The sequence below is a fragment of the Rhizobium sp. USDA 4016 genome (assembly GCF_056279705.1).
In genome coordinates this window covers 1,143,983-1,156,831 of sequence record NZ_JBWCCY010000004.1, presented here as the reverse complement: position 1 = coordinate 1,156,831, position 12,849 = coordinate 1,143,983, and the positions used below count along the sequence as shown (strand labels likewise).

The following is a 12,849-nucleotide window of genomic DNA, read 5'->3' as shown; positions in this document are numbered from 1 at the left end:
TCGCGCAAAGTGAGGTCAGGGAAAATCAGCGATAGAACATATGAACTATGCACGCCAGCCGATTATACCCTTGAGACGCTGATGCGCATCTTCGGCAAACGAAACGACCAGAACGCGGGCGGGATCGACAGGCCCTGGAAAGGCGAGCGCGTTGTAGGCGACCTTCTCGAAGCCGAGCGGGCAATAATACGGCGGATCGCCGACAAGAATGACAGCCTCGGAGCCCTTGCGCCTTGCCGCCTCCACCGCGATCCGCACGAGTTCGCGGCCGATGCCCATATTCTTGTGCGTCGGCCGGACGGCAAGTGGCCCGAGCAGGTGCCCTTTAACATCGCCCGCCATGACCGGCGTCATCCTGACCGAGGCGATCGTTTCGCCGTCATCGGTACAGATGAAGGAGAGCGACAGATCGTGCGGCCCCTGCTCGCGGATGCGCGCAGCCGCACGCGTGTGCCGGCCAGGGCCGAATGCTTCTTCGTTGATGTGTTCGATAGCCGCGTCGTGAGACGCATCCTCGGTGAGGTAGACCAGATCGTGCTTGTGCATGATGAGACAGAAACCGGATAGACGGAAGTGATGATTTTCGAGCACGCGCTTAGGCGTTCGGAAGCATCAGCGTCGTCGCAGATTTCTGGATGCGTAAAACAAATCGGGTTCCTGAGAAAATGTGAAACGGCCGATAGCAGGAAAAATTTCCCTCGTCCAACGCAAAGTGACGCGACCGAAAAAACATTTGTGACGCACTGTTCAGTCTTTGCACCCCTGCAAAGATCGGCCGCGTGCAATATGTTTCTGCCAACAGCGAATTTGAAGGAAGCGCACAATGGGCATGCTGGTTGACGGCGTCTGGCAGAACGTCGGGTACGATACGAAAAAAACGAAGGGCCACTTCAAGCGCGCGGCCTCTCAGTTCCGCAACTGGATCACGGCCACCGGAGAGGCAGGACCGACGGGCACCGGCGGCTTCAAGGCCGAGGCTGACCGCTATCATCTCTATGTCTCGCTCGCCTGCCCCTGGGCACACCGCACGCTCATTTTCCGCAAACTGAAGAAGCTCGATGACATCATCTCCGTGTCCGTCGTCGATCCGCTGATGGCCGAGAAAGGCTGGGAATTCAAAGTCGGCGACGGCGCGACCGGCGATCACCTTTACGGTGCAAGGACCCTCTTCGAGATCTACGTGAAGGCCGATCCGCACTATTCCGGCCGCGTCACCGTTCCCGTGCTCTGGGACAAGAAGACCGGCACGATCGTCAATAATGAATCGGCCGAGATCATCCGCATGTTCAACAGCGCCTTCGACGGGCTGACCGATTCGAAGATGGATTTCTATCCCGCCGCTCTCCGCGCCGATATCGATGCGCTGAATACGATCGTCTACGACACCGTCAACAACGGCGTCTACAAGGCAGGCTTTGCAACGACGCAGGAAGCCTACGAAGAGAATGTCGTGAAGATTTTCGAAACGCTGGACATGCTGGACGAGCGTCTCGGCAAAAGTCGCTATCTCTTCGGCGACCGGCTGACGGAAGCCGACTGGCGGCTGTTCACGACGCTGGCGCGCTTCGATGCAGTCTATGTCGGCCACTTCAAGTGCAACATCCGCCGCATCGAAGACTACAAGAACCTCTCGGGCTACCTGCGCGATCTTTACCAGACGCCGGGCGTCAAGGAGACGGTGAACCTGCGCCACATCAAGGAGCACTATTACCGCAGCCACAGGACGATCAATCCGACGGGCGTGGTCCCGGTCGGCCCGGCTCTCGATCTCGACCGCCTGCACGGCCGCGCCAAGCTTGCCGCTGCCGCGTGACTCCTACCAGAAGTGAGCGGCCGGCTCTTCGCCGCTCAACTCCCTCAGCCTGCGCCTCGTCGCTTCAGTCGTGCCGTCCGGCAGACCGTCGAGCGCGAAGAAGCCGCATTCGACAATTTCGCGATCCGGCTTGCGCGGCGCGGTCTGCTCGACCTCGGCGCGGTAGAAGACTACATGATCGCGCCGGCTCGCCGATGCGTTGAAATAGACATGGAAGAGCTTCGGCCTGCCGATGATCTTGAGGTTGCCCTCCTCGCGCAGTTCCTTGATCAGCGCTTCCTCTGCCGTCTCGTTGCGCTCCAGCCCGCCGCCAGGCATATGCCAGCCGGGAAGGTAGCTGTGGCGGACCAGAAAAATCCGCCCCGACGAATCGAAACAGGCCGCCCGCACGCCCATGGTCATGCCGCGCGCGAGGGCGAAATAGCCATGCACGATCCGCATCAGCAGCTTGGATTGCCAGGGCCTGATTTCCTTGATCGTCATGGGTCTGTTTTCACTATTTCGTTCAATCGGATGTGTTTGATTTGTAAGTATCCTGGTCTATGTGTCGTACCATGTTCAAGCTCGCGCATATCTCGGATATCCACCTCGGCCCACTTCCCAATCTTTCATTCCGCGAGCTTTTCTCGAAGCGCATTACCGGCTTTGTGAACTGGCACCGCCACAGGCGCAAGCATCTTTTCGGCGGCACGCTGGATCTGCTCCTGGAGGATATCCGTGCGCGCCATGCGGACCACCTGGCCGTGACCGGCGACTTGGTGAATCTCGCAAGCGGCATTGAGATCCGCTCCGCCGCCGCCTGGCTTCGCGCGCTCGGGGAACCGGCGGAAACCTCCGTGGTTCCCGGCAATCACGACGCCTATGTGCCCGGCGCCTACGAGAAATCCATGCGCGCCTGGTATGACTATGTGCGCGGCGACCTCGCCCCAGCCGAATGGGAGGAAGACAAGCACATCTTTCCCTATCTCCGCGTCCGCGGCAAAGTCGCGCTCGTCGGCTGCTCGACGGCCGTCGCCACGCCACCATTTGCCGCCAGCGGCTTCTTCAGCCAGCGGCAGGCCCGCGAGACCGTCAACATGCTCCGCGCGGCCGGTGAAGCCGGCCTCTTTCGCGTCGTCATGATCCACCACCCGCCGATCCGCGGCGCGACTGCTTTCTACAAGCGGATGATCGGCATCCGCCGCTTTGCCGCCGTCGTCTCGACCGGCGGCGCAGAACTCGTGCTCCACGGCCATACGCATCTCAATACGCTCCACTGGCTGCGCGGCCAGACCGGTCCCGTGCCTGTGGTCGGCATTGCTTCCGCCTCGCAGGGACCAGGTGGCTTGAAGCCCCGTGCCGCCTATAATCTCTTCAGCATCGACGGTTCGCCCGGCGCCTGGGAACTGAGGGGCGAACGCTTCAGCTTGAACGACATGGGCGATGGCGTTTCGTCGGAAAGTGTCGACATTTTCAAGCTTTAGACGGAAAAGCGGAATCTTTTTCGCCGCTTTTTGAATCACTTTCTGAAGCCGCTGCGATTTTCCCCCAGGCAATGCTTAAGCCCTTGGTATTTCCAAATCCCACTGTACAATCCGGCCGCAATCGCCGCCGATCAGGGAACAAGCCATGCGCGCCGCAGCAAACCGCATCTGCCGTCTCATCCTCGCCTTCGGTCTTGCGGCCGGGCTCTCGGCACCGGCCTTCGCCGTCGGTGACGAAACCGACGAGACGGGCCCGCCTCCGAAGACCGAAACCACGACCAAATGCGCCGACGGCAAGGTGTGGGACAAGAAGAGGAAGGAATGCGTCGCGCCGAAGAAGAGCAGCTTTAACGACGACGACCTCTACGAGGCAGCACGCGAATTCGCCTATGCCGGCCAATATGAAAATGCCATCACCGTCTTGAACCTCGCCAGGAACAAGAACGATCCGCGCATCCTGAACTATCTCGGCTATGCAAACCGCAAGGCGGGCCGGATGGAACTTGGAATGTCCTATTACCGCAAGGCGCTGCAAGCCGACGAGAATTATATTCTCGCACGATCATACATGGGCCAGGCCCTGGCCGAAGAAGGTGACATCCAGGGTGCCCGCGTCCAGCTCGTCGAAATTCGCGACCGCGGCGGCGAAAACACCTGGGCTTATCGGGCGCTATTGCAGAGCCTGAACGGCTACCGGACCTATTGAAACGGGGGCCGCTCCGGCGACCAAGAGAGAAACCTTTGGGAATTCTTCGACCGCGCCGTCTTCTTCTTGCGCGGCAGTGCAAAATTGTTCCATAAAGGTCACTTCCACGATATAAAAAGCTTGGCCCACATCGGGTGCCTCGCCCGAACACATTCATGAAATGAGACTATGCGTCAGCCTGTAACGACCATCGATATCCGACGCGACCTGGTGGGCCTGCTCCCGCGGCTGCGGCGCTTCGCGATGACGCTTGCCGGCGATGCGGCGGCTGCCGACGATCTGGTGCAGGCGGTCTGTCAGCGTGCGGTGGCAAAGAGCCACCAGTGGAGCGGCGAAGGCCGGCTCGAAAGCTGGATTTACACACTCGCCCGCCAACAGTGGAGCGACGATGGCCGCAGACGCAAGGCGCGACCGGCTTCCAAGAGCAACGTCACGGATATCCGCGACGCGGCGCGCGACCGCGCAGCCGTCGCCGATACCGATGCCATACACCGCATGCTCGCCGAAATGCCTGAAGGCATTTCGAGCGTCTTCCTGCTCGTCGCTGTCGAAGGACATACCTATCAGCAGACCGCCGACATCATGGGCATATCGGCCGGCAGCGTGCCCGCGCAGCTTGCCGCGGCGCGGCTGCACTTCGCAAGCCTCGCCGACGATCATCCTCACAGGTACTGAACTTTGCCCGATTTCAAAAAACTATCGCTTGACGCCCAGCTGACCGCCCTTCTCGACGGCGAAACGACGCCGGAACAGAAGCATGAGCTGGAGCAGCGCCTCGCCAACGACGAAGGTGCGCGCCGGCTTTACGACAAGCTGCGTCACGGCGCCGATTTCGGCCGCCGCCGTCTGGACGATATTCTTAAGGAGCCGGTTCCGCTGGCACTCGTGCGCTCGATCAAGAGCGTCCAGCCGCCCAAGGCGCCGATCGCGCCGCGAACCACCCGCCCGTCGATGAAGCTCGCGCCGAGCGGCACGCAGGCGCTGGCCGCAGCGATCATCCTTTTTATCGTCGGCTGCGGCATCGGCTATCTCGCCGGCACGAGCCCCGGCACTCCCACGGGCAATGGCACGACGCAGATCGTGGACGACAATGCCAGCAGCAAGAACTGGCTGAACGACATCACCGCCTACCAGCGCCTGATGATCCGCCAGCCGCGGCATATCGTCGAGGTGCCCTCTACCCAGGCCGAGGAGATTTCCAACTGGCTGACGTCCACGGTCGGCGTCGCCTTCCGCGTGCCTGACTTGTCTACCGACGGCTGGGCCTTCCAGGGCGCCCGCGTGCTACTTGGCGACGGAAAGCCGGTCGGCCAGCTGGTCTATACGAGCACGGACGGCGATCTCATCTCCATCTGCTTCCGCAAGGATGCCCAGCCGCCCGAGTCCGAGGATTTCAAGGAAACGATCAGGGACGAAATCGGCCTGATCACCTGGCACAATGCCGGCACCTCCTACGTTCTGGCCGGACCTTCCGCCGAAGCCTCGCTCAGCCAGATCGCCATGGAAGTCGCAACCGCGATCTGAGCCTTACGGGACCAGCACGACCTTGCCGCTGACGCCCCGGCTTTCGATGGCGCGATGCGGATGCGCATCGGCAGCTTTGTCCAGCGGAAAACTCGCGCCCTTTGCGACGATCAGCGCGCCGGAGACGGCAAGCGAAAACAGCGCGGAGAGATCGTCCGCCAGCGTTTCAGATAACAGCGGCAGCAGCGCAAATCCCTTGAGCGTCTGGTTCTTCTCGAACATGGAATTCAGGTCGGCAACCTCAAGCCGAAAGCGGCCCAGTGCAGCAAAGACAAGCTCTCCACCCGGCGCAAGCGCTGCAAGGGAGGCACGTGTCACCTCGCCACCGATCGTATCGTAGATCAGATCGACGGGCGCCTTCTCACGGAGGGTCTCCTGCCAGCCCTCGGCTGTATAGTCGATCGCCGCATCCGCGCCCAGCGTGCGGGAGAGCGACCTCTTCTTCTCGCTGCTTGCCGTCGCGATGACCGATCCGGCGCCCTCACGCTTCGCCAATTGCACCAGCAGCGAGCCAACGCCCCCGGCCGCCGCGTGGACAAGAACGGTTTTGTCCCGTGGCGGCGCCTGACGCACCATATGCAGCGCCGTCAGGCCCTGCACCATCAGCGCAACCGCCGCCTCGAAGGACAACGCGTCGGGGATCGAGATCACTGACGCACCCGGCACGGCGACGTACTCCGCATAACCCTCACCCCGCCCGAGCGCGAAAAGCGGAACGGCAACGCGCGCACCGATGACAGCGGAATCAACTCCCTCGCCTATCGCCTCGACAACACCCGCGACTTCAACACCCGGGAGCATCGGCAATTGCGGCGTCACTGCATACCGGTTGGCGCGCATCAGCACTTCGAAGAAGTTGACGCCTGCAGTACGGACCCGAACGAGCACCTCCCCTTCGCGCGGCATTGCTTTCGGCACCTCGACGACCTTGAGAACCTCAGGGGGACCGAAATGGTCGAAGCGGACGGCTTTCATGGGCAGACCTCACGTTTGAATGGCGTGGGCAGCGCTTTATCAGTAAGCTCGGCGGCAGGAATAGACACTCTTTCGTGCCATACCCACCAGGAAGTGACCATGGCTGAACTCATCAAGCGACTGCCCAAATTGCCCGTCGAACGCGCCCTGAAGGTGATCGCCGGGCGCTGGAAACCGGTTATCCTCTACTACGTTTTCTGCGGCCCGAAGCGCCTTTCGGAGCTGAAACGCATGATGCCGGAGATCACGCAGAAGGTGCTGATCCAGCAGCTACGCGAAATGGAGGAACATGGTCTGGTAAGGCGCGAGGTGTTTGCCGAAGTTCCCGCGCGCGTCGAATATACCGCGACGGAGCTCGGGCTTGGGCTTGAACCGGTGCTGCTGGCGCTCTGCCAATGGGGCCAGCGCCACGCCGAGGCGCAGAATGAAATCGCCGACATTGCCGACTGCATCGTCCGCCCGCGCAAGCCATCTTTCGCCGCCTGAGGTCGAAGCGCGCAGCCGGCGGCGCCCGCTGCGCAATCTCGATCAGTTCTTCCCGGCTCTCACATCCAGCACGCGGTTGGCCGCCGAGACGATCGCTTCGAGCGAGGCGCCGACGATATTGGTGCTGATGCCGGCACCGAAGAGTTTGCCGCCGGGATAGGCGGTCTCGACGTAGGAGATGGCCGCCGCATTCGAGCCGTGCTGCAGGGAGTGCTCGGAGTAGTCTTCGACCGACATCTCGATGCCGAGATAGTGCGAGAGCGCGTTGATGAAGCCGTCGATGGGGCCGTTGCCGCGGCCTTCGATACGCTTCGTCTCGCCATTGTCGATGATCTCAGCGGCGACGACACGCACGCCCTTGCGCTCTGGATCGGCGAAGGTGTGATGATCGACGAACTTGATGCGGCCCTCGGGTTGCGTCACGTAGCGCTCGATGAAGCGGTCGTAGATGCGGCGCGACGGCAGTTCCTTGCCTTCTTCGTCGGTGATGCGCTGGATGTCCTCGCGGAACTCGACCTGGAGATTGCGCGGCAGATTGAGCCCGTAGTCCTGCTGCAGGATATAGGCGATGCCGCCCTTGCCGGACTGCGAGTTGATGCGGATGATCGCCTCGTAGGAGCGGCCGACATCCTGCGGGTCGATCGGCAGATAGGGCACTTCCCACACCGGATGGTTGGCGACCTTGATCGCCTTCATACCCTTGTTGATCGCATCCTGATGCGAGCCGGAAAAGGCCGTATAGACCAGTTCGCCGACATAAGGGTGGCGCTCGCCGATCGTCATCTGGTTCGAATATTCGAAGACGCTCTTGATGCGCTCGATATCGGAGCAGTCGATTTCCGGATCGACGCCCTGCGTGAACATGTTGAGCGCCATCGTCACCACATCGACATTGCCCGTGCGCTCGCCGTTGCCGAAGAGCGTGCCCTCGACGCGGTCGGCGCCTGCCAGCAGACCGAGCTCGGCTGCCGCAATACCGGTGCCGCGGTCGTTATGCGGATGCAGCGAGACGATCAGGTTCTCGCGATTGTCGAGATTGCGGCACATCCATTCGATCTGGTCGGCATAGACGTTCGGCGTCGCCATCTCGACGGTGGACGGCAGGTTGATGATCAGCTTGTTGTCCGCCGTCGGCTTCATCACGTCGATGACGGCATTGCAGATTTCCAGCGCCACTTCGAGCTCGGTACCGGTGAAGCTTTCCGGCGAGTATTCGAAGCGGTAGCCGCCGCCGGCTTTCGCCGCCATGTCGGTGATCATCTTCGCCGCATCGACGGCGATCTGCTTGATACCCGGCACGTCCTTGGCAAAAACCACGCGGCGCTGCAGCTCGCTCGTCGAGTTGTAGAAATGCACGATCGGCTTGTTGGCACCCTGCAGCGCCTCGAAGGTACGGGTAATCAGCTCAGGGCGGCACTGAACCAGGACCTGCAGCGAAACGTCGTCCGCCACATTTCCTTCCTCGATGCACCAGCGCGCAAAGTCGAAGTCCGTTTGCGAGGCGGAGGGAAAGCCGATCTCGATTTCCTTGAAGCCCATGTCGAGCAGCAGCTGGAACATGCGAGCCTTGCGGTCATGGCCCATCGGGTCCACCAGCGCCTGATTGCCGTCGCGAAGGTCGACAGAGCACCAGACCGGCGCCTTGCTGATCGTCTTCGTGGGCCAGGTGCGGTCGGGAATGTTCACCTGCGGGTACGGGCGGTATTTCACGCCTGCGGATTGCATGCCTTTTGCGGGATTTTGCGTCTTCGCGTCCATTGTCTTCTTCCTCGTCCCGGCAATTTGCCCCGCGTCTTAGCCCATCATGGCGGGCTTGGCGACAGCAAATGCGGACCTTGTTGGTCTATGTTGAATTCAGGGAATTCGTCGCGAGGAGCGATAGGGCCAGCGGGCTTTCGGCCGCCGGGCGCTCCTCAAAGGACCCGGCAACCGCGTGTAAGGCCGAGGAGAAGAAGCGACGTCAGGGCGCGCGTGTTGTCACGCAGGGCAACGCGGCCGCGGACAATAGTGTCGGAAATCTTTGCGCCAGTGGTCTTCATGCCCGCGCTTATAGCTGCCGAACAAAAAAACGGCAACCCCCCGCCTATGTTCTTGCCGCCTGCACGAAACGCGACAGCGCCAGCATCAACCCGCCGGCCACGAGCCCCCAGAACGCTCCGGAAATGCCGGCGAAGGAAACGCCCGATGCCGTCACCAGAAAGGTGATCGCCGCAGCCTCGCGCGATTCCGGCGCCTGAAAGGCGGCCATCGCCGATCCGGAGAAGGCGCCGACGAGGGCCAGCCCTGCGACCGCCTGAATCAGGATCGGCGGCGCCAAAGCCACAAAGGCTGTCACGACGCCGGCAAGCAGTCCGAACACCACATAGCCGGCGCCGGAGATCAGCGCCGCCCAATAACGTCGCTTCGGATCTGCATGCGCGTCCTGCCCCGCACACATCGCCGCCGTGATCGCCGCCAGATTGACGGCATGGCCGCCGAAGGGCGCGGAAAGACCCGAAAAGAAGCCGGTGACGGCAAAGAGCGGCCCCGGCTTCGGATCATAAAGATTGACCTTCAGCACCGCGATGCCCGGAATGTTCTGCGATGCCATGGTGACGATGAAGAGCGGAAGCGCGACCGAAACGAGGCCCGCAAGATTGAACACCGGACGGACGATCTCGATTGTCGGCACAAGCGACCGCCCGATCGAGGCCCGCGCTTCGTCCGGAATGTCGATGCCGAATGTCAGTACCAGCACGAAGGCGCCGAGGGCGGCAGGCACTGCCCAGAGCCGCCTGAAGGCGCCGACGACGATCCAGGCGAGAATGATGGGCAGCCCCAGCAGCGGATTGAAGGCGATCGCCTTTACCGGCGCAAAGCAGAGGCCGAGCAGCACGCCGGCAAGCATGGCATTGGCAAGCGGCGCCGGGATCGCGGCGACCGCGCGGCCAAGCGGCTTGAAGAGGCCGGCGACGACGATCAGCACCGCGCAGATCAGAAAGGCACCGACGGCGGCATTGAACCCACCCTCGATCGCCCCGGTGCTCGCAAGAAGTGCTGCGCCCGGCGTCGACCAGGCAATGCTGACTGGAAGCCGTGTTACCGCGCTCAGCACGATGCCGCAGATGCCCATCGAGATCGACAGCGCCATAAGACCGGAGGCCGCCTGCCCATCCGTTGCGCCCACTGCCTGCAATCCTTGCAGCACGACGGCGAAGGAACTGGCAAAGCCGACAAAGGCTGTGAGGACGCCCATGAACAGGGCCTGGAGGGAAAAGTCTTTGAGCATGGCGGGTCTCGGATGACTGGAAAAGTTGCATGGAGCCCCATCGAATGGAGTCGCGCAAGTCCAGATGCCCGCCTTATGGTTCCCTCGTCTCCCCTCAGGGAGAAGGTGCTCGTAAGGGAAATGTCGGGGCCGGCCTAGCCGGGCGATCGATCCTTGAGATCGATGCAAACACCAGCCGCTTACCAAGAAAAAAGGGGCAACGCTTGCCGCGCCGCCCCCTCATTCGAGCCTTCAGCCCGCCTTCTCCCCACCGGGGCGAAGTGAATCAAATCTCGTTCTGCGACGTTACGATCCGCGAAACCAGGCCGTAAGCCTTGGCTTCTTCTGCCGAAAGCCAGTAGTCGCGGTCAGTGTCGGCGGCGATCTTCTCGATCGACTGGCCAGTGGCGGCCGCCATGATCTTGTTCAGACGCTCGTTCATCTTGATGATCTCGCGTGCCTGGATCTCGATGTCGGAGGCCATGCCGCGCGTGCCGCCGGACGGTTGGTGCAGCAGGAAGCGCGTGTTCGGCAGGCAAAGACGCCGTTCCTTCGGTACCGCGACGTAAATCAGCGCGCCGGCCGAGGCGACCCAGCCGGTGCCGATCATCCAGACCTTTGGCTTGATGAATTTGACCATGTCATGGATCGAATCGCCGGATTCGACGTGACCACCGGGCGAACTGACATAGATACGGATGTCCTCGTCGCTGGCTGCGGCAAGCGCCACGAGCTGCGAGCAGACCTTCTGGGCGATTTCCTGGTTGATCGGCCCGTAGATGAAGATCGAACGCGACTTGAAAAGATTCGCCTCCGTTTCCTTGCCGAGCGGCAGCTCCTTCGTCTTGTCGTCGTCTTGTTCTTCGTCGTTCATTCGAACCTCTCTTACTTCCAAATCGGGTTCCTCGCACATAGTGCGACTCAATGGGTAAAACAATGCGGGAAAAAGACAAGGCACGGAACGGGTGAAGATATTCTTATGACAAACCGGCGATATGCTCGCATTCTGCCGGAGAGCTCGAATGCGGAGGCGAAAATGACATCGGAAATGCTGCGCGCGGCTGTCCGCAACAATGCGCTGTGGTGCAATGCCGTCTGTCAGGCACAAGGCGTGTCCGGCGAATTTTCCGCAACCGTCTGGCTTCACCGCCAGGGCACGCCGCGCTTTTATCCGGACGTTATAACGCTGACGGGCGCTGATAGCGCACGCGAGCAGGAGGAAGCGATCGCTGTGCTGATCCGCTCGCGAAAAGGCGGCTGGGGCGTCAAGGACAGCTACGCCGCGCTCACCCTTACTCCTCTCGGTTTCGAAATCTTGTTCGAGGCCGAATGGATCGGCATCGAGGCGGTTGAGATTCATGCGCCGAAAGAGCAGTCCCTGACATGGAAGCGGATCACAACGGCGGTTGAACTCGAGCTTTGGGAAAGAGCCTGGGGCGCCGGCGAACCGCCGCAGACAACGCCGATCTTCGCTGAACCGCTGCTGCGCAATGCGGATATCGCCTTTCTTGCCGCCTTCGAGAGGGAAGCGCTCTGCGGCGGCGGCATTCTCAATCGCCAGTCGGATGTGGTCGGCCATTCGAATGTCTTTGCCATCAAAAAGAGCGACCGCGCCGTCCGCGCCGGGCTGGTGCAGAAGGCGGCCGAGATCTTTCCCGGCATGCCGATCGTCGGCTACGAGCACGGCGAGGATTTGAGCGATGCGCTGGAGCTTGGCTTTACGTCGCTCGGCCCGCTGCGCGTCTGGGTCCGGTCCTGAGCGCCTTACCGAAATGTAACGCGCCGCGGCTTTGAAAAGCCAAAATCCGTTCCTACCTCATCCTCAGGCGGCCATGTCCGCACGAAAGACACAAGGGAGACAGCTATGTCACCGGAAGAACGCCAATTGCTGGCCGGCCTCTTCGACAGGATCCGCACCGCCGCTGCGACACCGCGCGACCGCGAAGCGGAGGCCTTCATCGATCAGGGCGTGCGCGAGCAGCCCTATACGACCTATTATCTGGCGCAGGCCGTCATCGTTCAGGAAAAGGGTCTTGAAGCGGCCGCCAACCACATCAAGGAACTGGAAGAGCGCATTCGCCAGCTCGAGGCCGGCGAAAGCCAACATCACCAGGCCGAACAGGGCGGCGGTTTTTTGAGCTCGATCTTCGGCACCGGCCAGGCGCAGCAGCCGGCACCGACCTCGGATCCCTGGGGCAATGCGCCGCGCCAGACCATCCATCAAGATCGCGGTTACGACGAACCCGTCCGCCCGATGCGACAGCAGCCGAGCGGCCCGTGGGACCCGCAACCCGGCGCACCGTCTGCTGGCGGCAGCTTCCTTCGCGGAGCGCTCGGCACCGCCGCCGGCGTGGCGGGCGGCATGCTGCTTGCCAATTCGTTGAGCGGCATCTTCGGCAATCATATGTCGTCGCTCGGCTGGGGCTCGCCTTTTTCCGGCAGCAACCCTTCTGGCAATGCCGACGCCCCCGCCGAGGAGACCGTCATCAACAACTACGATGGCGATCAGAACCCCCAGGTTGCCGATGACAACAACAATAATGACATCCGGCAGGCCGACTACAGCAGCGACGACAACAATGATGACGACGTCGCTAGCGATCAGTCCGGCGACGACAGTTTCGATGTCTGATCG

At 61.7% G+C, this 12,849-nt stretch carries 13 protein-coding genes and 1 pseudogene; 8 read left to right on the top strand and 6 right to left on the bottom strand.

The features are described from left to right. Positions 1–45 precede the first annotated feature (45 nt). A complete protein-coding gene (locus ACZ9DP_RS20825) occupies positions 46–546 on the bottom strand; it encodes a GNAT family N-acetyltransferase (RefSeq protein WP_194727597.1) in 501 nt (166 codons plus the stop codon). A gap of 277 nt (positions 547–823) precedes the next feature. On the opposite strand from ACZ9DP_RS20825, the gene ACZ9DP_RS20820 reads away from it, so the two are divergent. Beyond that, positions 824–1,813, top strand: a complete 990-nt coding sequence (locus tag ACZ9DP_RS20820) for a glutathione S-transferase family protein (protein WP_476203446.1) — start codon at positions 824–826, stop codon at positions 1,811–1,813. Between the two features lie 3 nt (positions 1,814–1,816). Here ACZ9DP_RS20820 and ACZ9DP_RS20815 read toward each other — a convergent pair whose 3' ends face one another. Beyond that, positions 1,817–2,296 (bottom strand): NUDIX domain-containing protein, encoded by a 480-nt coding sequence (locus ACZ9DP_RS20815; RefSeq protein WP_476203445.1) that lies wholly within the window; start codon positions 2,294–2,296, stop codon positions 1,817–1,819. A gap of 71 nt (positions 2,297–2,367) precedes the next feature. Here ACZ9DP_RS20815 and ACZ9DP_RS20810 point away from each other — a divergent pair, with 71 nt between their 5' ends. From ACZ9DP_RS20810 to ACZ9DP_RS20795, 4 genes are all read left to right on the top strand, one after another. Then, positions 2,368–3,276: a metallophosphoesterase family protein gene (locus ACZ9DP_RS20810; protein WP_074069066.1), complete on the top strand. Its 909-nt coding sequence runs from the start codon at positions 2,368–2,370 to the stop codon at positions 3,274–3,276. Between the two features lie 145 nt (positions 3,277–3,421). Further along, positions 3,422–3,982, top strand: a complete 561-nt coding sequence (locus ACZ9DP_RS20805) for a hypothetical protein (RefSeq protein ID WP_476203444.1) — start codon at positions 3,422–3,424, stop codon at positions 3,980–3,982. Positions 3,983–4,150: 168 nt separating this feature from the next. Then, positions 4,151–4,657 (top strand): RNA polymerase sigma factor, encoded by a 507-nt coding sequence (locus tag ACZ9DP_RS20800; RefSeq protein WP_194727600.1) that lies wholly within the window; start codon positions 4,151–4,153, stop codon positions 4,655–4,657. A gap of 3 nt (positions 4,658–4,660) precedes the next feature. Then, a complete protein-coding gene (locus ACZ9DP_RS20795; RefSeq protein WP_239598018.1) occupies positions 4,661–5,506 on the top strand; it encodes an anti-sigma factor family protein in 846 nt (281 codons plus the stop codon). A gap of 3 nt (positions 5,507–5,509) precedes the next feature. Here the strand turns inward: ACZ9DP_RS20795 and ACZ9DP_RS20790 are convergent, their stop codons facing one another. Further along, on the bottom strand, positions 5,510–6,481 hold the full coding sequence (locus tag ACZ9DP_RS20790) for a quinone oxidoreductase family protein (protein WP_476203443.1): 972 nt from the start codon (positions 6,479–6,481) through the stop codon (positions 5,510–5,512). A gap of 5 nt (positions 6,482–6,486) precedes the next feature. Between ACZ9DP_RS20790 and ACZ9DP_RS20785 the strand changes: the two are divergent. After that, a pseudogene (locus tag ACZ9DP_RS20785) lies at positions 6,487–6,967 on the top strand (winged helix-turn-helix transcriptional regulator); the annotation flags it as partial. A 42-nt stretch (positions 6,968–7,009) separates the two neighbouring features. Here ACZ9DP_RS20785 and leuA read toward each other — a convergent pair. The 3 genes from leuA to ACZ9DP_RS20770 all read right to left on the bottom strand — a co-directional run bounded on the left by leuA (position 7,010) and on the right by ACZ9DP_RS20770 (position 11,088). Further along, a complete protein-coding gene (gene leuA / locus ACZ9DP_RS20780) occupies positions 7,010–8,725 on the bottom strand; it encodes a 2-isopropylmalate synthase (protein ID WP_239598015.1) in 1,716 nt (571 codons plus the stop codon). A 325-nt stretch (positions 8,726–9,050) separates the two neighbouring features. Beyond that, positions 9,051–10,235: a benzoate/H(+) symporter BenE family transporter gene (locus ACZ9DP_RS20775; RefSeq protein WP_476203442.1), complete on the bottom strand. Its 1,185-nt coding sequence runs from the start codon at positions 10,233–10,235 to the stop codon at positions 9,051–9,053. 265 nt (positions 10,236–10,500) lie between these two features. Continuing rightward, positions 10,501–11,088: an ATP-dependent Clp protease proteolytic subunit gene (locus ACZ9DP_RS20770; RefSeq protein ID WP_194727605.1), complete on the bottom strand. Its 588-nt coding sequence runs from the start codon at positions 11,086–11,088 to the stop codon at positions 10,501–10,503. Positions 11,089–11,250: 162 nt separating this feature from the next. Between ACZ9DP_RS20770 and ACZ9DP_RS20765 the strand changes: the two genes are divergently transcribed. Beyond that, entirely contained in the window at positions 11,251–11,973 is a 723-nt protein-coding gene (locus ACZ9DP_RS20765) for a hypothetical protein (protein WP_476203441.1), read from the top strand. A gap of 105 nt (positions 11,974–12,078) precedes the next feature. Next, on the top strand, positions 12,079–12,846 hold the full coding sequence (locus tag ACZ9DP_RS20760) for a DUF2076 domain-containing protein (protein ID WP_476203440.1): 768 nt from the start codon (positions 12,079–12,081) through the stop codon (positions 12,844–12,846). Positions 12,847–12,849: the final 3 nt, after the last annotated feature.

Bases quoted from the DNA above. Each gene is read 5' to 3' on its own strand.
- ACZ9DP_RS20760 (WP_476203440.1), top strand. From the start codon at position 12,079: ATGTCACCGGAAGAACGCCAATTGCTGGCCGGCCTCTTCGACAGGATC.
- ACZ9DP_RS20775 (WP_476203442.1), bottom strand. From the start codon at position 10,235: ATGCTCAAAGACTTTTCCCTCCAGGCCCTGTTCATGGGCGTCCTCACA.
- ACZ9DP_RS20825 (WP_194727597.1), bottom strand. From the start codon at position 546: ATGCACAAGCACGATCTGGTCTACCTCACCGAGGATGCGTCTCACGAC.
- ACZ9DP_RS20820 (WP_476203446.1), top strand. From the start codon at position 824: ATGGGCATGCTGGTTGACGGCGTCTGGCAGAACGTCGGGTACGATACG.
- ACZ9DP_RS20765 (WP_476203441.1), top strand. From the start codon at position 11,251: ATGACATCGGAAATGCTGCGCGCGGCTGTCCGCAACAATGCGCTGTGG.
- ACZ9DP_RS20805 (WP_476203444.1), top strand. From the start codon at position 3,422: ATGCGCGCCGCAGCAAACCGCATCTGCCGTCTCATCCTCGCCTTCGGT.
- leuA (WP_239598015.1), bottom strand. From the start codon at position 8,725: ATGGACGCGAAGACGCAAAATCCCGCAAAAGGCATGCAATCCGCAGGC.
- ACZ9DP_RS20790 (WP_476203443.1), bottom strand. From the start codon at position 6,481: ATGAAAGCCGTCCGCTTCGACCATTTCGGTCCCCCTGAGGTTCTCAAG.
- ACZ9DP_RS20770 (WP_194727605.1), bottom strand. From the start codon at position 11,088: ATGAACGACGAAGAACAAGACGACGACAAGACGAAGGAGCTGCCGCTC.
- ACZ9DP_RS20810 (WP_074069066.1), top strand. From the start codon at position 2,368: ATGTTCAAGCTCGCGCATATCTCGGATATCCACCTCGGCCCACTTCCC.
- ACZ9DP_RS20800 (WP_194727600.1), top strand. From the start codon at position 4,151: ATGCGTCAGCCTGTAACGACCATCGATATCCGACGCGACCTGGTGGGC.
- ACZ9DP_RS20815 (WP_476203445.1), bottom strand. From the start codon at position 2,296: ATGACGATCAAGGAAATCAGGCCCTGGCAATCCAAGCTGCTGATGCGG.